Origin of the sequence: Halorubrum sp. 48-1-W (genome assembly GCF_003287355.1) — an archaeon.
Classification (GTDB): domain Archaea; phylum Halobacteriota; class Halobacteria; order Halobacteriales; family Haloferacaceae; genus Halorubrum.
Map to the genome: position 1 here is coordinate 40,504 of NZ_QMIM01000015.1, position 16,436 is coordinate 56,939.

19 protein-coding genes are annotated in these 16,436 nt (G+C 65.3%); 10 read left to right on the plus strand and 9 right to left on the minus strand.

What is annotated here, in order from left to right; translation table 11 throughout:
* The first annotated feature begins 237 nt into the window (after nt 1–237).
* Nucleotides 238–846: a hypothetical protein gene (locus DQW50_RS07785; protein ID WP_112078726.1), complete on the plus strand. Its 609-nt coding sequence runs from the start codon at nt 238–240 to the stop codon at nt 844–846.
* A 31-nt stretch (nt 847–877) separates the two neighbouring features.
* Here the strand turns inward: DQW50_RS07785 and DQW50_RS07790 are convergent, their stop codons facing one another.
* Nucleotides 878–1,399 (minus strand): hypothetical protein, encoded by a 522-nt coding sequence (locus tag DQW50_RS07790; protein WP_112078727.1) that lies wholly within the window; start codon nt 1,397–1,399, stop codon nt 878–880.
* Between the two features lie 276 nt (nt 1,400–1,675).
* Here DQW50_RS07790 and DQW50_RS07795 point away from each other — a divergent pair, with 276 nt between their 5' ends.
* From DQW50_RS07795 to wecB, 3 genes are all read left to right on the plus strand, one after another.
* The gene (locus DQW50_RS07795; protein WP_112078728.1) at nt 1,676–1,960 is read left to right on the plus strand and encodes a PadR family transcriptional regulator; all 285 of its coding nucleotides are present in this window, start codon (nt 1,676–1,678) and stop codon (nt 1,958–1,960) included.
* 368 nt (nt 1,961–2,328) lie between these two features.
* The gene (locus DQW50_RS07800) at nt 2,329–3,495 is read left to right on the plus strand and encodes a glycosyltransferase family 2 protein (RefSeq protein WP_112078729.1); all 1,167 of its coding nucleotides are present in this window, start codon (nt 2,329–2,331) and stop codon (nt 3,493–3,495) included.
* Nucleotides 3,492–4,595, plus strand: a complete 1,104-nt coding sequence (gene wecB / locus DQW50_RS07805; RefSeq protein WP_112078730.1) for a non-hydrolyzing UDP-N-acetylglucosamine 2-epimerase — start codon at nt 3,492–3,494, stop codon at nt 4,593–4,595. The genes DQW50_RS07800 and wecB overlap by 4 nt, the downstream gene beginning before the upstream one ends.
* 13 nt (nt 4,596–4,608) lie before the next feature.
* Here the strand turns inward: wecB and DQW50_RS07810 are convergent, their stop codons facing one another.
* The gene (locus DQW50_RS07810; RefSeq protein WP_112078731.1) at nt 4,609–4,854 is read right to left on the minus strand and encodes a HalOD1 output domain-containing protein; all 246 of its coding nucleotides are present in this window, start codon (nt 4,852–4,854) and stop codon (nt 4,609–4,611) included.
* Between the two features lie 134 nt (nt 4,855–4,988).
* Nucleotides 4,989–7,484, minus strand: coding sequence for a bacterio-opsin activator domain-containing protein (locus DQW50_RS07815; protein WP_127341319.1), 2,496 nt, complete (start codon nt 7,482–7,484; stop codon nt 4,989–4,991).
* Nucleotides 7,485–7,759: 275 nt separating this feature from the next.
* On the opposite strand from DQW50_RS07815, the gene DQW50_RS07820 reads away from it, so the two are divergent.
* Nucleotides 7,760–8,818 carry a hypothetical protein gene (locus DQW50_RS07820; protein WP_241964377.1) on the plus strand — a complete coding sequence of 353 codons (1,059 nt, stop codon included), beginning with the start codon at nt 7,760–7,762 and terminating at the stop codon, nt 8,816–8,818.
* 85 nt (nt 8,819–8,903) lie between these two features.
* Here DQW50_RS07820 and DQW50_RS07825 read toward each other — a convergent pair whose 3' ends face one another.
* From DQW50_RS07825 to DQW50_RS07835, 3 genes are all read right to left on the minus strand, one after another.
* Nucleotides 8,904–9,197, minus strand: coding sequence for a HalOD1 output domain-containing protein (locus DQW50_RS07825; RefSeq protein ID WP_112078733.1), 294 nt, complete (start codon nt 9,195–9,197; stop codon nt 8,904–8,906).
* A gap of 61 nt (nt 9,198–9,258) precedes the next feature.
* Complete coding sequence (locus DQW50_RS18140; RefSeq protein WP_198664636.1) at nt 9,259–9,429, minus strand: hypothetical protein; 171 nt, start codon at nt 9,427–9,429, stop codon at nt 9,259–9,261.
* Nucleotides 9,430–9,515: 86 nt separating this feature from the next.
* Nucleotides 9,516–10,622, minus strand: coding sequence for a redoxin domain-containing protein (locus tag DQW50_RS07835; RefSeq protein ID WP_112078734.1), 1,107 nt, complete (start codon nt 10,620–10,622; stop codon nt 9,516–9,518).
* Between the two features lie 260 nt (nt 10,623–10,882).
* Between DQW50_RS07835 and DQW50_RS07840 the strand changes: the two genes are divergently transcribed.
* A complete protein-coding gene (locus DQW50_RS07840; RefSeq protein WP_112078735.1) occupies nt 10,883–11,212 on the plus strand; it encodes an ArsR family transcriptional regulator in 330 nt (109 codons plus the stop codon).
* A gap of 24 nt (nt 11,213–11,236) precedes the next feature.
* On the opposite strand, the gene DQW50_RS07845 is transcribed toward DQW50_RS07840, so the two are convergent.
* Nucleotides 11,237–12,043, minus strand: a complete 807-nt coding sequence (locus DQW50_RS07845; RefSeq protein ID WP_112078736.1) for a TrmB family transcriptional regulator — start codon at nt 12,041–12,043, stop codon at nt 11,237–11,239.
* Between the two features lie 369 nt (nt 12,044–12,412).
* Between DQW50_RS07845 and DQW50_RS07850 the strand changes: the two genes are divergently transcribed.
* The 3 genes from DQW50_RS07850 (at nt 12,413) to DQW50_RS07860 (ending at nt 14,329) form a co-directional block, all read left to right on the plus strand.
* Nucleotides 12,413–13,198, plus strand: a complete 786-nt coding sequence (locus DQW50_RS07850; RefSeq protein WP_112078737.1) for a TrmB family transcriptional regulator — start codon at nt 12,413–12,415, stop codon at nt 13,196–13,198.
* 87 nt (nt 13,199–13,285) lie between these two features.
* Nucleotides 13,286–13,606, plus strand: a complete 321-nt coding sequence (locus DQW50_RS07855) for a HalOD1 output domain-containing protein (RefSeq protein WP_112078738.1) — start codon at nt 13,286–13,288, stop codon at nt 13,604–13,606.
* Between the two features lie 60 nt (nt 13,607–13,666).
* Nucleotides 13,667–14,329 (plus strand): DapH/DapD/GlmU-related protein, encoded by a 663-nt coding sequence (locus DQW50_RS07860; RefSeq protein ID WP_112078739.1) that lies wholly within the window; start codon nt 13,667–13,669, stop codon nt 14,327–14,329.
* 11 nt (nt 14,330–14,340) lie between these two features.
* On the opposite strand, the gene DQW50_RS07865 is transcribed toward DQW50_RS07860, so the two are convergent.
* Complete coding sequence (locus DQW50_RS07865; RefSeq protein WP_112078740.1) at nt 14,341–14,658, minus strand: DUF5798 family protein; 318 nt, start codon at nt 14,656–14,658, stop codon at nt 14,341–14,343.
* 160 nt (nt 14,659–14,818) lie between these two features.
* On the opposite strand from DQW50_RS07865, the gene surE reads away from it, so the two are divergent.
* Nucleotides 14,819–15,613 carry a 5'/3'-nucleotidase SurE gene (surE, locus tag DQW50_RS07870; protein ID WP_112078741.1) on the plus strand — a complete coding sequence of 265 codons (795 nt, stop codon included), beginning with the start codon at nt 14,819–14,821 and terminating at the stop codon, nt 15,611–15,613.
* 52 nt (nt 15,614–15,665) lie between these two features.
* On the opposite strand, the gene DQW50_RS07875 is transcribed toward surE, so the two are convergent.
* Nucleotides 15,666–16,331 (minus strand): nucleotide exchange factor GrpE, encoded by a 666-nt coding sequence (locus DQW50_RS07875; RefSeq protein WP_112078742.1) that lies wholly within the window; start codon nt 16,329–16,331, stop codon nt 15,666–15,668.
* Between the last annotated feature and the right edge of the window lie 105 nt (nt 16,332–16,436).

Sequence of the window (16,436 nt, forward strand, 5' to 3'; positions counted from 1 at the left end):
TCGATCCAGCGGAGCGAGCGAGCGACGAACCGGGGTAACCGCGAAAGTCGCCGTTCGGTCGGCCGGAATCGGCGAGATCCCCCCCAGTATGATATTCCTACCGACGTAATCACAGGACTGCGACGACCTTTCGACCACTGCCAGTGGAGACCTGACCTGATATCAAACGATAATTAACGAGAGCGAAACGGGATTACGTTCACTATATCTAATAGGATACCGCTGGTGTGTGAGACCATGAGCGCAGGAAAGGGGTCATTCGGCGGGAGCTCATCCGTCGCCGATTCGAATACATCATCGGAAACGGACGTGTCGAACTTAGAACAGATCGGGAAGCAACCTCGGTCGAACGGCTCGGCCCTGACGAAGGGCGAAATCTTCGATTTACTGAAGAACAGCCGTCGTCGGAAGATCATCGAGTACCTCCGCGAACACGGCGGGTCCGCGAAGCTCGATGAGCTCGCGGAGCACATCGCTGCGGACGAGAACGACATCACCGTCCAACAGCTCTCTTCCGACCAGCGGAAACGGGTGTACATCGGGCTCTACCAGTGTCACCTGCCCAAGATGGACACGCTCGGCGTCGTCGAGTACGACAAGAACCGTGGTACCGTCGAGCTCCAGGAATCCGTCTCGTCGCTCGTCCCGTACATGGAGTGGACCGACGACGAGACCGACGCCGGTGAGCGGTCCTGGCTGATCCCGGCCGTCGCCACGGGGATCCTGGTTCCGGTGGGGCTCGGGACGTTGGGGGTCGGCCCGCTGGCGGCGATCCCGCCGGCGGGGTGGACGCTACTCAGCGTCGTCGGGATCGTGTTCATCGTGCTCCTCCAACAGCTCACGTGACCCCGGTCACGCGGGGTCAACGGGAGCGGGCTCACTCCGAAACGATCTGTTCGAGGAAGCCGTATCCGTGGTCTCGTACCTCCGTCTCGTAGTATTGGAACGTCGCGAGGGCCAGCAGGACGACGACGAACGGGAGCGTCGTCACGGCTGGTGCGACCCCGCTCACCTGCGCTATCGCGAGCCCGATCCCCGCGATCGCGAGCAACACGTAGTACAGCGACCACTGCCTGTTCGGTTCGATCTCCTTGTTCAGGACGTGGGCGATGTCCGTGACCCGGTCGGTCAGCACGACGACCTTGTCGTCGCTGTCGTACCGTACTACGCCGGCCTTCTCGAGTTTCGGCACGTGCGTCTGATACAGCGAGATGTAGAGCCGCTTGACCACGTCGTCGGTGATCGAATCGATGTTCTCCGCCCGCGCGGTGTCGCGTGCGAGGTCGCGAAGGTCGGCCTCCCCGCCCCGACGGTGCAGATGGTACAGTATCTGTCGACGACGCGAGCTACTCAGCACCTCGAATACTTCGTCTTTGGTGAGTTGTTCCGTCTCGTTCATATCTTCACTGTCATCATTCGATGACCGTTCGGCCCCGTCATCACACAAGCACGCTCGATCGGTCCAACAGTTATCCTTCAATCAATTTGTTATCACGTCCATATCGGCCGATATTGACTCCCTTGTCGCCCCAGTTGGACGTGTTCGAGGTACGGACGGGGACGTTCCTCCCGTCCGGATCGCGGTGCTCCGTCTCGGTCGGCGAGGCCGAAAGACCTGTCGTACGGTCGATTTAGCTCTCTATAACAAAACTCTGATCGCCCCTTGTCGGGATCAATGACAGACCTGCTCTTCGAGCTAACCAGTTTCCAGCGTGACCTGCTGTACGTGATCGCCGGCAAAACGAACCCGTCGGGTCAGGACATAAAACAGGAGCTTCAGCAGGACATGGGCGAGATCACCCACGGCCGGTTGTACCCGAACCTGGACACGCTGGTGAAGCTGGACTTCGTGGAGAAAGGAAAGAGCGACCGCCGGACCAACTACTACAGCTCCACAGAGAAAGCGATAGAGAGCCTCAAACGACGTCGAGAGTGGGAAGACGGCCACGTGAACCTGTGAACCTCGACGGCAGGTGCCGTGAACTCCGACGGCAGGTGCCATGGACCTCGACGGTAGGTGTGGGGAAACGGGCGTGAGGCTCTCTATAACAAAGCCCGATTCGTCCGTCTCTCGCATACACGATCCCCGTCCGGTCGCGTTCGTTCCCGGGCGGTCGAGATCACACCAAAGGACCGTACCATGAACGGAATACGAACTGGACGTGACCGGTACCGGACTCCCCTCTCCCGGCGAGGCGGGTGGTGGCGAGTACGTATCGATCGGCGCGCCCGCGGCGTCGGCCGTCGCGTGCGCTACGGTCCCGCTCGGTACCCTGCCGCGGGTCGACACTCCATCGACCCGCTCCGAACCGGAGGTGCCGGGTAACGATGTACGACGGCCACACCGTCGGCGTCGTGGTTCCGGCGTACAACGAGGCGGGCCACGTCGGGGAGGTGATCGAGACGATCCCGGCGTACGTCGACCGCGTGTACGCCGTCGACGACGCGTCGACCGACGACACGTGGGCAGAGATCCGCGAACACGCCCGTCGAATCAACGCTTCGCCCGTCGGTTCTGGCGTCGACGGCGTCGAACCGGTCGGCCCGAGGGCGGATCGGTCCGTCGTCGAGGTCGAGGTCGGAACCGACGGCGGGGTGACACCCCAGGTCGTGCCGATCCAACACGGGACCAACAGGGGTGCGGGAGCGGCGGTGAAAACCGGCTACGCCCACGCGCTCGCGGACGACATCGACGTGATCGCGGTGATGGACGGCGACGGACAGATGGACCCGGACCACCTCGAGCGGATCATCGAACCGGTGATCGCCGGCGACGCCACGTACGCGAAGGGGAACCGGCTACGGTCCGGACGGGACTACGAACAGATGTCCCGGTGGCGGCTGTTCGGGAACGGGCTCCTCACGTTCTTGACGCGGGTTTCGAGCGGGTACTGGGACCTCTCCGACCCCCAGAACGGGTTCACCGCGATATCCAACGAGGGGTTACGGCGGATCCGGTTCGACCGTCTGTACGACCAGTACGGGTTCCTTAACCACCTATTGCTCGCGCTCAACATCAACCGGGAGCCGATCGCCGACGTTTCCCACCCGGCGAAGTACGCGGACGAGACGAGCGGTATCCGGTACTCGAGGTTCGTCCCGACGCTGTCGATGTTGCTCGCACGGAACTTCCTCGAGCGACTCGTGCGCTCGTATTTCGTCCGGCGGTTTCATCCGCTCATCGTCTGTTACGTTCTGGGCGCTCTCGCCCTGATCACCGGGGTGGCCGGCGGGGTGTACGCCGTGTCCACGCCCGCCGTCGACGGGTTCTTGGGGGGAATGACCTCGGTCACGGTCGGGGTACTCGGTGGCCTGCTGTTGACGCTCGGTGCGTGGTTCGACGTCTCCGAGAACGAGGGGTTGGTGCGGGACGTCGAACAGCCGACCACTGACCACGCGGACGCCGGCCAACGGGGTCGGACGCTCCCCGGATCCATACCCGAACCGATCCGGGACGGCGGGACGATCGATCCAACGGACCCCGACCGTCGATGAGCGACGTCGCCTTCGTCCTCGGGACCCGACTCGAGGCGATCGGACTCGCACCGGTGATCGAGGCCTGTCGTCGTCGGGACATGGAGTACGCCGTGATCCACACGGGCCAACGACACCCGGAGACACACGATACTGCGTTCTTCGACCGGCTCGACCTTCCGCAACCGGAGTACACGCTCGGGGTCGGCTCGGCGTCGGAGGGGCGGCAGACGGGCGAGATGCTGATCGGTCTCGATCGGACCCTTCGGGAGATATCACCCGAGGTCGTGTTGGTCTACGGTCATACGAACAGCGCCCTCGCGGGGGCGATCGCCGCCGGCAAGCTGGACACGAGGTCGGGGCACGTCGATGCAGGACCCGGGAACCACGACCGAACGACGCCCGAATGGATGAACCGAACCGTCGCACACCACGTCTCCGACCTCCTCTTCGCGCCGACCGAGGGGGACGAGAACTACCTCGTTCGCAAGGGCGTTTCACCGCTTCGGATCACGGTCACTGGGAGCCCGGTCGTCGACGCTACCCGCCGCCACCGTGACATCGCACGCAGGAAAAGTACGATACTCGAGGACCTCGGACTCGAGTCCCGAGGGTTCTTCCTGCTAACGACGGACCGTGATGGGACCGTCGACGACCGCACCCGGTTCGAGCGACTCCTCTCGGGCGTCGGACGGGCCGCCACGAAGCACGGGCGTGACGTGGTGTATCCGGTCCGTCCGCGGGCTCGGGACCGGCTCGACGCGTTCGGGATCGAACTCCCGGACCGGATCCGACGGATCGACCCTCCAGACTACCTTGACGTCCTCCGGCTTGAGGCCGCCGCGGAGGCGATCCTCACGGATGCTGACGACGTCCAGAAGCGGGCGTGTGTCCTCGGCGTCCCCTGTGTAACGACGCGTGAGGAGACCGCCCGAGCGGAGACGGTCGACGTCGGCGCGAACAGACTCAGTTCGTGTGATCCGGACCGGATCGTTCGACGCGTCGCGGAGGCGATCGATCGTCCCGGGGACTGGCGGAACCCGTTCGGCGACGGTGACGCCACCGAACGGATCCTCGCGGAACTCCCCGTCGAGTCGACGACCGACCGGCTCGTCTCGTGAGCGCGGGACGGCGTCACTCCGGAACCGTCGCCCGAACGGTCTCGTCGCCGGTGATCGTCACGAAACACCCGGCCATCCGGAAGGAGACGGACAGGTCGACGTCGTCGGATCCCCACGCCCGATCGACGAGTCGTGACAGGGACTCGACGTCTACGATGTCCTGTAGCCGGTCGTCGATCGCGCTCGGGTCGACGTCCCGTTCGTCGGCTATGGTCGTGACGATCCGCCAGCAGATGTCGTCGACTGTGTTCGGGTCCATCGTCTGTCCGTACCGAACGGGTACAGGGATATCCCGACTTCTTCAACGAGGATAGCATGTCGTTCGATCCGGTACTACACACGTAGCGTCACCCCGACCGGCTCACGTCGATCACCGGGAGATCCGGTTCGACGTTACTCCGTCGAGTCGATCCCACCGAACACGTCCGAGAAGAGCTTTCGCTCGCTCGTTCGGAGGTGTCTGTTGAACGTCGGCTGTGTGATCCCCATCGCCTCGGCGACCTCCTCGCCCGTGCTCGTCCGGGGCCACTCGAAGTACCCGGCCAGGTAGGCGGTCCGTACCGCCTCGAACTGTCTGTCGGTGAGCCGATCAGCGGCGGTCGTCGGTCCGAACGACCGCCCGCCGGTCGTCTCCGTGTCCCGACGCGAGAGCAGTTCGACCGCGCCGTACCGGTCGTCGAGCGCCTCCACGAACGACCTGACGCTTTCGGATCGCGGGAGCGTTACCGTGGCGTCGATACCGGTCGACGTCGCCACGAGGGAGTCGACGTTCGCCCCGTGGGCCGCCAACCGATCGGCCACGGTCGGACCGGTGACCGAGAGCTCCGTCCGACGCGTCGCCCCGTCGTCGATCCGACGAGCCGATTCGACGGCATGGACCGTCGAGGCCGCCGGCTCGAGGTCGACGTCGGCGCTGGCGTACACCAACGATCGGTCGCCCCCCTGCGGCACCGTCCCGTCGATCCGGATCGGTTCCCCGACCGCGTCGGCGATACGGACGAGGAGGGCGTCCGGAGCGTCGACGCGTATCTCGAGTTCGACGAACGACTCGCTTCGAAGCGAGCGCCGCGTTTCGATGCTGTCGATCGCGTCGGCGATCGTGTTCCCGAGCTCCACGAGCAGCTCGCCGAACTCCCCGTCGAAGGTCCCCACCCGGTCGGCGTACAGCGTGAGCACCCCGTAGTCGAGGTCCTCGTACGACAGCGGGACCGCGATGATCGACCGGAATCCGCACACGAGCGCGTGCTCCCGCCACCCGGCCTCGCGGAGCCGCTTCGAGACGTCGGTCACGACGACGGTCTCGCCGGTATCGAGCGCGCGACGGGTGGGGTCGTTTCTGAACGCGGACCGATCGGTCGGGGGGGCGGTGCTCCCGAACGCGAGCGTGTCGAGGTACGTCCCGCCGTCGCCCGCGTCGGAGACGAGGTCGAGACCGCCGCCGGTGAGATACGTCTCGCCGAACCAGGCGAACCGGACCGGGTCCGCGTCGACCAACAGCGCACAGACGGCGTCGCCCACCTCCTGGAGGGTGCGGGCGTCGACGAGGGCTGCGTTCACGCGACGGATCAGGTCGTTGAGTTCGTGGAGCTGTTCGAGGGTCCGGTTCCGTTCGGTCAGGGCCTCGCTCTGCTGAGACAGCTCCGTCTCGCGGGCGACGCGTCCGAGCGCCGCGACCGCGTTGGCCGCCACCAGCTCCACCGACTCCTCGACGTTTTTCGCGTCCTTCCCCTCCGGGATCTCGGCGTAGAGGAGTCCGTACTCGTCGAGCGTCGCGTACAACGTTCGGACCGTCGACCCCCCCGTCCCCTCGGACCGTTCGACGACGCGCCCGCTCGGGTGGGTTTCGTCGTGGACGTCCGGCCGTGTGGGCGAAGGCCCGTCCGCGGGGACCGTCACGCCGTCCTCCCCGGTCAGGAACTCCTCCCACACGGTGCTTCCGGGCCCGCGGGGTCCCGGGAGTTCCCCGGACGCGACGACCGGGTCGAGGACGGATTCCACCGCGTCGAACGAGTAGGAAACGACGGTCGCGTCCGGCCACACCGTCGTGGTGACGTCGAGGATCGTCTCGTGGACGGCCCGTTCCGTGTCCGCTCGGAGGAATCGGCGGGCCGACCGGTTCAGCTCGCGGAGGGCCCGGTCGCTCCGGCGCCGGTCGGTCAGGTCCCGTATCACGCCGACGCGCTCTTTTCGGCCGTTCGCGAACGCCACCGTCGAGAACTGCGTCTCGATCGGGAGTTGGTCGCCGTCCGCCGTCCGGATCGCGGACTCGATCACGCCGACGTCCGCGCCGTCCGCACGCAGTTGGCCGATGATCTCGTCCGCCATTTCGATCGTTTCGGACCCCGCGAGCATGGACGCGTGTGACCCGACGAGCTCCTCGCGGTCGTAGCCGGTTATCGTCGTGACCGCGTCGTTCACCGTCGTGATGACGAACGCCTCGTCGAGTGTGTATACGCCGTCGTCGAGCGTTTCGAGGATACGGCTCGACCGTCGGAGTTCGCGCCGCATCTCGACGCGCTCGCCGACGTCCCGCAGCGTCAGCAGGACGACGTCCCCGACCGGGACGACACGGATCTCGAACGCTTCCTTCCGGTCGAGGGCCGTCTCGAACGCCACGAGTTCGTCCGTTCGAAACGACTTCTCGACGGCTGTATCGATGTCGACACCCACCGAACCCGCGAGCCGGCTCACCTCGTGTCTACCCGGTTCCTCGTCGAGTTCGAGCAGATCGACGGCGGTCCGGTTCCAGGCGGTCACGGTCGAGGTGTCGTCTACGACGAGGAGTCCGGTGGACGACTCATCGAAGAGTTCGGCGATCCGACGGAACGCATTCCCCGCGGGTTCGAAACCGCCCGCAGAGTCTCCCTCCGCAGATGCGTCGTTAGACACATCGTATAACACACCGTAGTACTGATAAATACCTTCGTATATTCAAAATATTATATGTCGAATTGACAGAAGAGGGTCGCTCGGGAGTGATACATCATAGATATAGTATGGTTATACGAAAATACCTGTATTAAGCCTTGATACGGAGTTTTATACTATCTATTACGTTCATGTTATCTTACTAGAATCTTTGTGAAAGTCACGTATTCTTACTTTAATTAGTGTCTTATACACAGAACAAAACAATTAAGTCAGTTATGGATGTGTTAACTAGTATGGTACACGAGGGTCAGGGAAACGTCGCGGCACGCGTGTCGAACGGGACGTGGAGTCGGGACGGATACAGGCGCAGCATCGACGAGATCGACCTTCCACCGACGGTACGGACCTACGCGAGCCGATACGATCGGGTTCTCGGCGAACGGGACGTGTTTCTCTGGAAGTGGATCCATAACCTCTTCGACGAGTTCACGCTCTCGTCGGTCGACGACGACGCGAGGGACGGGCTCTACGAGTCCAAGACCCTCCTGACGATATACGTCACCGTGCTCGACGACCTCGCGGAGGTGAGCGACGAACGGGCGACCTTCGAGGTCGGACGGCGTCTCCCGTTTCGCGCGAGGGCGGGTGCGGAGGGTACGGTGCGGTCCGACGGGGACCGCGAGACCACGGACGCCGATGCCGGCACGACACGATCCGACGTCGATCACGACGTGATCGACTTCCTCGCCGACCTCTGGAACGAGATCGAGACGTCGATCGAGGACGGCCCACGGTACGACGAGTTCGTGGACGTCTTCGAGTACGACTTCCGTCAGACCTGTAACGCGATGGAGTACTCCCGACTCTTAAACCACAACGTGTCGATGGCGAACCGAACCGAGGCCGAACGGTACGACGCCTACAACATGACGGTGTTCCCCTACGCGTGTCTGGATCTCATGTACTCCCCGTCGTTCGACCGCGAGGAGTTCGGCGTGCTCCGGAGCCTGCTGTGTGAGATCCAACAGATGGCCCGGATCGGCAACTGGATCACGACGTGGGAACGGGAGCTCGCGGAGGGGGACGTCAGTTCGGGCGTCGTCGTCTGCGCGCTTCGCCGTGGCGTGATCTCGCCGGACGAACTGGAGGACGCCGACGACCGGACCGTCGACCAGCTGGTCGACCGGATCGAATCGAACGGGATCGAATCCGAGTTCATTCGGGAGTGGGATATCCGGAACCGAACCGTTCGGAAGCGCGCAGTCGAGATCCGTAGCGTCGACGGGGAGGCCGTCGTCGATGGCATCCGCACGGTGATGAACCACCACCTCGCGAGCGAGGGGAACAAGTGAGCTACTCGACCGTGTCGTCCCTGCCCTCCGTGCCGTCCCTGCCCTCCGTGTCGGACGGACTGCCCCTCCGACGACGTCGTGACCCCTAGATCGGACCGGTGACGACGACGCCGCCGTCCCCGAAGACGGCGACCCGACACCCCTCGAAAGAGAACGTGACCTCGACGTTCGTTCCACCGGTCTCGATGAGCCGTTCGAGCGCGTCGGTGTCGACGACGTCGTACAGCGGATCGAGCCGTGTCGGTTCCGTGCCGATCACCGCCGAGACGGCCTCGACTATCGCGACACAGACGGAGGCGTCCTCCGCGCTTTCGAATACCGTCGTGTAACCGCTTGATCGCTCCGATTGCCGTTCCGTGTCCCCTGATGTCTGCCCCATGCGGATCTTACGTTAGAGTCGGGATCCGGCATCTTAAACTTATACATCCGTCGGTAAAATATTAGCTGTTTGAACAGTTCGTCGGCGGGAGACGCGTCGTCGTCGTCCCGACTGCGCTCGGGGCAAGGACACCGTCGTCGATCCAGTCGATCCGGTCGATCCAGTCGATCCGGTCGATCCAGTCGATCCGGTCGATCCGGTCGATCCGGTCGATCCGGTCGATTCGTCTCACGGCGATCGTCCGACACCCACCGTACCCGCTCGGCCCGGCGATCCGTGGCGAAGCGTTCGACCGCTCGGTCCACGAACCACCGGTCGTCACTCGGACGCGACGTGCCGCCGTTCCGGATGCTCGAACTCGAACTCCTCCGACCGGATCATCTCCAGGGTCTCCTCGATGGATGGCCGGTCGCCCCAGAACGTCCCGTAATACGCGAAGCGAACGGTACCAGTCGGGTCGACGATGACGGTCGCGGGACGGTTGATGTACTCGGCGTGGACGGCGTAGGCCATCGGATCGACGCCGTATTTCGCGCCGATCGCACCCGCACGGTCGAGCAGGTGCGGCCACCAGATCTCCTCCGCGTACGACTCGACGAACGACTCCTCGGCGAACCAGTACTCCGGTTCGAGCTCCCGACCGACCATCACTCGGCCGCGGTAGCTACCGTGACACTCTATCGTCGCCACGTTGACGTCCGTCTCCCGCAACTCCTCGCGGAGTTCGAGCAGTTCGTCGAACTCGCGGTGACAGACGGGACACCAGTCGGCGAACACCCAGATCAGGGCCGTCCACTCGCCGTCCCCGACCGAGTCCTCGAGGTCCCACGTCCCTCCGTCGGTGTCCGGCAACGCGAACGACGGCGCGGGCTCGCCGACCGCCAGCCGTTCGAACGTGTCCTCGTCGAGGTCTCGATACGCGGCCTCCAGTTCGGGTTCGGCGACTTCACCCTTCTCGATGCGGTCGATCGAGAGTTCGGCCTGATGGCGGACGTCCTTCGAGTCGTCGTTCGCGTGCCGATCGCGCAGCAGGTCCATCGACCGGGTGGCACCGAGCTGTCCCAACGCGACGATGGCCTGTGACCGTGCCAGCGGGTCCGGATCCTCGCGAACCACCCGTTCGAGCGACTCGATCTCGTTCCGGGCTCGCAGCACTCCCAGCGCCGTCGCACACGCGTAGCGTACCTGTACGTCGTCGTCCTCGAGTCCGACGGCGATCTCGGCCGTTTCGGCGTCACCGAGCCGAACGAGGTCGCGGACGGCGAGCAGTCGGACTCGCCAATCGTCGTCGTCGAGGTCCGCGATACCGTGCTCCTCGAGCGTTCTGTCGATCGTGAAGCTCGTCTCGTCGACGGGGTGGAACTCGTGCGTCCGAACGCGGTCGAGCACCGTCTCTACGGACGAACCCGTTTCGGCGTCGTTCATGCGCCCCCGAAGCGACCGAGTGATAAAAGGCCGATCGCTACGTCCGCGGTTGAAGGGCCGTGATCACGAACCGTTCGTCGGTGGTCGAAGAGCCGACGTTCCCCTCAGGGCGGTTCCGTGGAGCACGTGCGCCCTTCCGTGGGGGCGCGTGCGCTCTTCCGTGGGACCCGTGCGCTCACACGTATTCACTCGCATAATCAAAATAACTCGATTGATGAAAACGTGAGGGGTTCAGGCATCGTGGCGTCGTCTCTCCGCGCATGAACGAACAGCTCTCTTCTCCGGCGTTCGATTCTCACCTCGATGCGCTCGGCCACGTCGCTCGCCGCCGACTGCTCCTCGCGCTTCTCGACACGAGTTCGGCGGACGACGGCGCGGTCGAGTTCGATCGGCTCGCGTCCGACTCCGCCGAGGGGGACCCACTGCTGTCGATGCGTCACCGCCACCTCCCGAAACTCGAGGAACACGGGTTCATCGACGTCGACCCGGACAGTCGCTCGGTGAGCAAGGGTCCTCACTTCGAGGAGATCAGACCCCTCCTCGAACTGCTCGACGAAAACGGCGACCGGCTGCCCGCCGACTGGGTGTGACGGGGGTCGATACGGCGAGAAGCGTCACTCCGGGTGGGGATCGTGTCTCGGGAGCAAACCCTGTGCGAGCAGACGCCGGGAGATCACGACGAGACCATTGCGGAACCCGCCGCCGAAGATAGCCTGCTCCTCGCGAGTGTCGGGGACGATCGTACTGACGAGGATCGAGGACCGGTCGACGAGGAGGAGCCGACCGATGGCCAGGTTGTCGGACACGTCTCCCGCGTTGCGCAACCACTCCAGTCCGGACACGAACGTCGTCGCGTTCGGGATGACCCCGTTGATACGTGACTCGAGCGACTCGCTAACGGCACCAACGAGCAGGTCGACCCCGGGATCGAGGGCGTTCAGGCTCTCGATCAACTCGTCCGTCAGCAGTGAGTCGTCGCCCAGGACCAACACGACCTCCTCCGTCGCGTCGTCGATCAGCTGAATCGCCCGGTTCGCGATCGCGGCCGTTCCGGACATCGACCAGACCTCCTGGACCTGGTCCGCCTCCTTCGATTCGACCGGTTCGGTTCGATCGAGGGCCCGATGGAGGCGCGCAACGCGGTCCTCGTACTGGTCGCGAAGCGTTTCGGTGGCCTCCTCGATCGCGACGGCCCGAAACCGCTGGGGGCTCGAGTGCTGGATCTCGACGAGCCCCTGGGCTTCCAACACCCGGATCGCGTCGTAGATACGCGTCCGGGGGACGTCCGTGATCTCGCTCAGCTGTTTCGCCGTCCCCGACTCGACGCGTGACAGTCCGACGAAACACTTCGCCTCGTACTCCTTCAAGCCGAGGTGCTGAAGGACTTCGATCGCTTCGTTTGCTGTATCATCAGTGCTCATGTGTCCCAACTCGCAACCCGGAGACTCCGGATCGTTTCGCCTATCGTACCGCCGGCCAAATAGGCGTTGTCACTGACTCCGGGACCGACTTACCGGAGACGTCCCACGTGACACGGTCTCCCGCCGTGTTCTATCCTGTAGAGACGTACTGTTACGATTCAGGTCACAACTACAAAAACGTTCGCGAGCCGTCATCGATCGCTCCGATCCGACTTTTCACCCGGTTAATCACAAAACTATTATAGCTATCAACGTCGTACTCGCACTCCCGGTACGCGCCTCGGTACTTGTGTCCCAACCACAACCCGATGCGTGCCGGGCCTGGTCACACTTCGTGGCCGGGTTTCCGCAGTACGGCGTCACGATACCATGAACACGGGATCCTTCGATACCCCTCGATCCGCAGCCGTCGAGCAACTCGAGCAGTTCGGCCTCAGTGCGTACGCTGCCCGGACGTTCGTCGCGCTCGTGAGTCTCGAGGCGGGCACGGCAAAGGACGTGAGCGAGGTCTCGGACGTCCCCCGGACGCGGGTCTACGACGCGATCGACGAACTCCACGGGAGGGGGTTGGTCGACGTCCGGCACTCCTCTCCCAAGGAGTTCTGGGCGATATCGGCGGAGACCGCCTCCCGGAAGTTCGAACGGGAGATGTCTCACCGGGTGTCGGTCCTGACGACCGCACTGGACGATATCGAACCGACACGTCGAACCGAGGAACAGCGCGGCGTCTGGACCGTGGACGAGAGGGAGGCAGTTACCGACCGCGTGACCGAGATCATCGGCGACGCGGACGACGAGATAGTCTACATGACCGTCGAGGAACTGCTCGACGAGGACGTCATCGACGCGCTCCGTTCCGCTGTGGACCGCGGCGTGCGGATCCGGCTGGGCGGCGTCTCATCCGACGTGCGAGACCGGATCCGCGAGGAGGTTCCCGAGGCGGAGACGTTCGACTCGATCTGGCTCTGGTCGGACACGCCCGCGGGCCGACTGATGATGGTCGACGAGACGCGCGCGCTCGTGAGCGTCCTCGTCGACGACGAGGACGCGGACCCGACCGATCTGCCATCGGAGACGGCGATCTGGGGGTCGGGCGAGACGAACAGCCTCGTCGTCGTCCTGAAAGCGATCTTCGCGTGGCAACTGGAGCGATGACCCGGTCCCGTGCCGAGCGACACCGAACCGACGAGATGAACCCACCAGACACTTTGAACGCATCACACACTTCCGACGGTACGCGACATGATTGACGAGCCGAACCGAACGGGCAACGACGACGGATCCGGAACCGCCGGCGTCGTCCACTCCCGGTACGACTGGTCGGAGACGACCCCGGTAGAGGCCGTCATCGAGGTCGTCGCGGTCGCCGTCGATCGCGAGCCGACGACGCTCGACTCCCTGTCCGAGTCCATCGACACCGACGCGTTGAACGAGGTGTTTCGATCGAACGACTCGGGAACGGTCCACGAGGGGACGTCCGTCTCGTTCGTCTTTGCCGATCGGCACGTCAGCGTTCACGCGAGCGGCGACGTCTTCGTCAGTCCGGTCCCCTCGGACGAGTGACGGCGGACCGCGACGAACGCGGTAGCGAGCCTTTTACTCGTGCCCTGCGAACGGCCGGACGTGAGCGACGAGAGCACGGACGGCGCGAGCGACGAGAGCACGGACGGCGCGAGCGGCCGATCGGGCGTCGACGCCTATCGGACGAGTACGGACGGGAACGACGGGACGCGCGCCGACGGGCTCGAACGCCATCGGACCCCCGGCGTTCGGAACTCGCTGTGGTCCTGGCCCGACGCGAAGTCGCCGCTCGTCGTCGTTCGCAACTACGTCGTGATCGTTCTCGCGCGTATCGCACCGAGCCTCCGGCTCAAGAACCGACTGCTCTCGTGGATCGGCGTGACGGTCGGCTCGGGCGTCTCCTGGGGCCTCGAGTCGACGCCGGACGTGTTCTGGCCCGAGCGGATCACCGTGGGGGACGACGCCATCGTCGGCTACGACGCCACGCTGTTGTGCCACGAGTTCCTCCAGGACGAGTATCGCCTCGGCGACGTGGTGATCGAGGACCGCGCGATGATCGGCGCGGGCGCGGTCGTCCTCCCGGGCGTGACGGTCGGCGAGGGCGCACGCGTCGCCGCCAACTCGCTCGTGGCCGAGGACGTGCCGCCACGGACGACGGTGGCGGGCGTTCCCGCGGAGGTCGTCTCCCGAGCCGGCGACGTGGAAGCGGCCGACGGAAACACTGCTGACGTGGAAGCGGCCGACGGAAACACTGCCGACGAGTAGCTAGCGCCCGGTCAGTTCTCGTCGGTATCGTCGAGTGCGTCGGTGCCGTCGCCCCCGTTCGCGTCGGGCCCCTCCTCGGTTTCCGCCTCGACGATGTGCGCCTCGGTGCTCACGGCGTCGAGGTCGACGCCGACCTCCTCCGCGACGGCGTCGAGGACCGCGCGCTGTTCGGCCATCTCGTTTTCGAGCGCCTGGACCCGTTCGGAGGTGTCGAGCACCGTCGTCTGGGTCTCCTCGACCTCCGTCCGGAGCTCGTTGATCTTCTGGTACGTGCGCTCCGCCTTGTCGGCGAGCGTCTGGATCTTCTTCGCCGTGTCGCCGAATCCCATACCGAGCACTCACACCCACGATACCTGTGTTTTTCCGTTCGTCGCCGGGTCGGGCCTCCCTCGGAGCGGTGGAACCGGTTCGGTACAGCCGCGACGCCGGCCTCGCCCGGGACGTCCCGTGCGACGGTGGACTTTTGTTCGAACCCGGCAAGAGAGAGGTGTGAGCGCAGCCCGGATCCTGTTGACGAACGACGACGGCATCGACGCTGTCGGTTTGAGAGCCGTCCACGACGCGCTCGCAGACGAGTACGACGTCGTGACGGTTGCCCCGACCGGCGACCGCTCCTCGGTCGGCCGGGCGCTCTCGGACGGCGTGACGGTCTCGGACCACGAGCTCGGCTACGCGGTCGACGGTACCCCGGTGGACTGCGTCGTCGCGGGGGTAGACGAGCTCGTTCCCGACGTCGACCTGGTCGTCGCCGGCTGTAACGAGGGGGCGAACCTGGGGTCGTACGTCCTCGGCCGGTCGGGGACGGTCTCCGCGGCCGTGGAGGCCGCGCTCTTCGGCGTCCCCGCCGTGGCGACGTCGATGTACGTCCCCGGCGGCGACGACTGGTGGAAGACCGACCTCGAGCCCGCCCACTTCGACCACGCCGCCCGCGCCACCCGGTACCTGGTCGACAACGCGTTCGACGCCGGCGTCTTCGAGTCGGCCGACTACCTGAACGTGAACGCGCCCATCGCCGACGAGGAGCCCGCCCCCATGCGGGTGACGCGCCCGTCGGACTGGTACGGCATGACCGCGGATCACGACGGAAACGGCACGATAACCTTCGCCGACCCGATCTGGGGTCGGATGACCGAGGCGGACGTGCCGGATTCGGTCGGCACCGACCGCCGTGCCGTCGTCGACGGCGAGGTGTCGGTCTCGCCGCTTACGGTCCCGCACGGCGTCGCGTCGAACGGCGCGCTCGACGGGCTCGCGGAGCGGTACGAGCGTTCCTCGAGGGAGTGACTCTCCCGACCGTCACTCGTCGTCGCTGCCGGTCACTCGTCGTCGCTGCCGGTCACTCGTCGTCGTCGCTGACCGTCACCTGCGCCTCGATGATGACGCGGTCGCCCATCTCGTAGCCGGGCTCGTACACCTCGTGGACGGTCCCGTCGGGCTGGTCGCTGTCGACCCTGAGCATGACCTGGTGGCGCGCGGGGTCGACCGCCTCGCCCGGTTCCGGCTCGATCGGCTCGACGCCCTCGTCGGCGAGCACCTCGTCGAACTTCCCGAGTGTCGACTCCACGCCCGGGCGGATGTCGCTGCCGTCCTCCTGGTCGAGTGCCCGCTTGAGGTCGTTTCGGACCGGCACGATCCGTTCGACGAGTGCCTCGGAGGCCCGCTCGCGGATCTCCTCGCGCTTGCGTTTGGCCCGCTGTTTGTAGTTGCTGAAGTCGGCGCGAACGCGCGCGAGCTTGCCCGTCAGCTCGTCGACCTCCTCACGGCGCTCGTCGAGTTCCGACTCGAGGTCGGCCACCTCTTCCGCGAGCGCCTCGTCGTGTTCGGCGACGCGGTCGGCGAGGGTGGGCTCGACGGCGTCCCCGCCCCCGGCGTCCCCGCCCCCGGCGTCCCCGTCCACCTCGGTCGCGTCCTCGGCGGCCGCGTCGCCCCCGGATCCGGCGTCCTCGGCGGTCGCGTCGGGCTCACCTGGCGATCCGACCTCGACGGCGTCGTCGTCGCTCATGTCCGATCGAAGTCCGTCGGCGTGTATAAGCGTTGTAGAACGCGGTCGATCCCGGGGTGGTCCCGATCCTTCCCAGCCACCGCCGGCGCGACCGCGACCTGCCGG

Coding starts and splice junctions, on each gene's coding strand:
- DQW50_RS07825 (WP_112078733.1), bottom strand. CDS start 9,197: ATGGGGCAGACATCAGGGGACACGGAACGGCAATCGGAGCGATCAAGC.
- DQW50_RS07855 (WP_112078738.1), top strand. CDS start 13,286: ATGATTGACGAGCCGAACCGAACGGGCAACGACGACGGATCCGGAACC.
- DQW50_RS07865 (WP_112078740.1), bottom strand. CDS start 14,658: ATGGGATTCGGCGACACGGCGAAGAAGATCCAGACGCTCGCCGACAAG.
- DQW50_RS07820 (WP_241964377.1), top strand. CDS start 7,760: ATGGTACACGAGGGTCAGGGAAACGTCGCGGCACGCGTGTCGAACGGG.
- DQW50_RS07785 (WP_112078726.1), top strand. CDS start 238: ATGAGCGCAGGAAAGGGGTCATTCGGCGGGAGCTCATCCGTCGCCGAT.
- DQW50_RS07845 (WP_112078736.1), bottom strand. CDS start 12,043: ATGAGCACTGATGATACAGCAAACGAAGCGATCGAAGTCCTTCAGCAC.
- DQW50_RS07795 (WP_112078728.1), top strand. CDS start 1,676: ATGACAGACCTGCTCTTCGAGCTAACCAGTTTCCAGCGTGACCTGCTG.
- DQW50_RS07850 (WP_112078737.1), top strand. CDS start 12,413: ATGAACACGGGATCCTTCGATACCCCTCGATCCGCAGCCGTCGAGCAA.
- DQW50_RS07800 (WP_112078729.1), top strand. CDS start 2,329: ATGTACGACGGCCACACCGTCGGCGTCGTGGTTCCGGCGTACAACGAG.
- DQW50_RS07840 (WP_112078735.1), top strand. CDS start 10,883: ATGAACGAACAGCTCTCTTCTCCGGCGTTCGATTCTCACCTCGATGCG.
- DQW50_RS07790 (WP_112078727.1), bottom strand. CDS start 1,399: ATGAACGAGACGGAACAACTCACCAAAGACGAAGTATTCGAGGTGCTG.
- DQW50_RS07810 (WP_112078731.1), bottom strand. CDS start 4,854: ATGGACCCGAACACAGTCGACGACATCTGCTGGCGGATCGTCACGACC.
- DQW50_RS07875 (WP_112078742.1), bottom strand. CDS start 16,331: ATGAGCGACGACGACGCCGTCGAGGTCGGATCGCCAGGTGAGCCCGAC.
- wecB (WP_112078730.1), top strand. CDS start 3,492: ATGAGCGACGTCGCCTTCGTCCTCGGGACCCGACTCGAGGCGATCGGA.
- DQW50_RS07835 (WP_112078734.1), bottom strand. CDS start 10,622: ATGAACGACGCCGAAACGGGTTCGTCCGTAGAGACGGTGCTCGACCGC.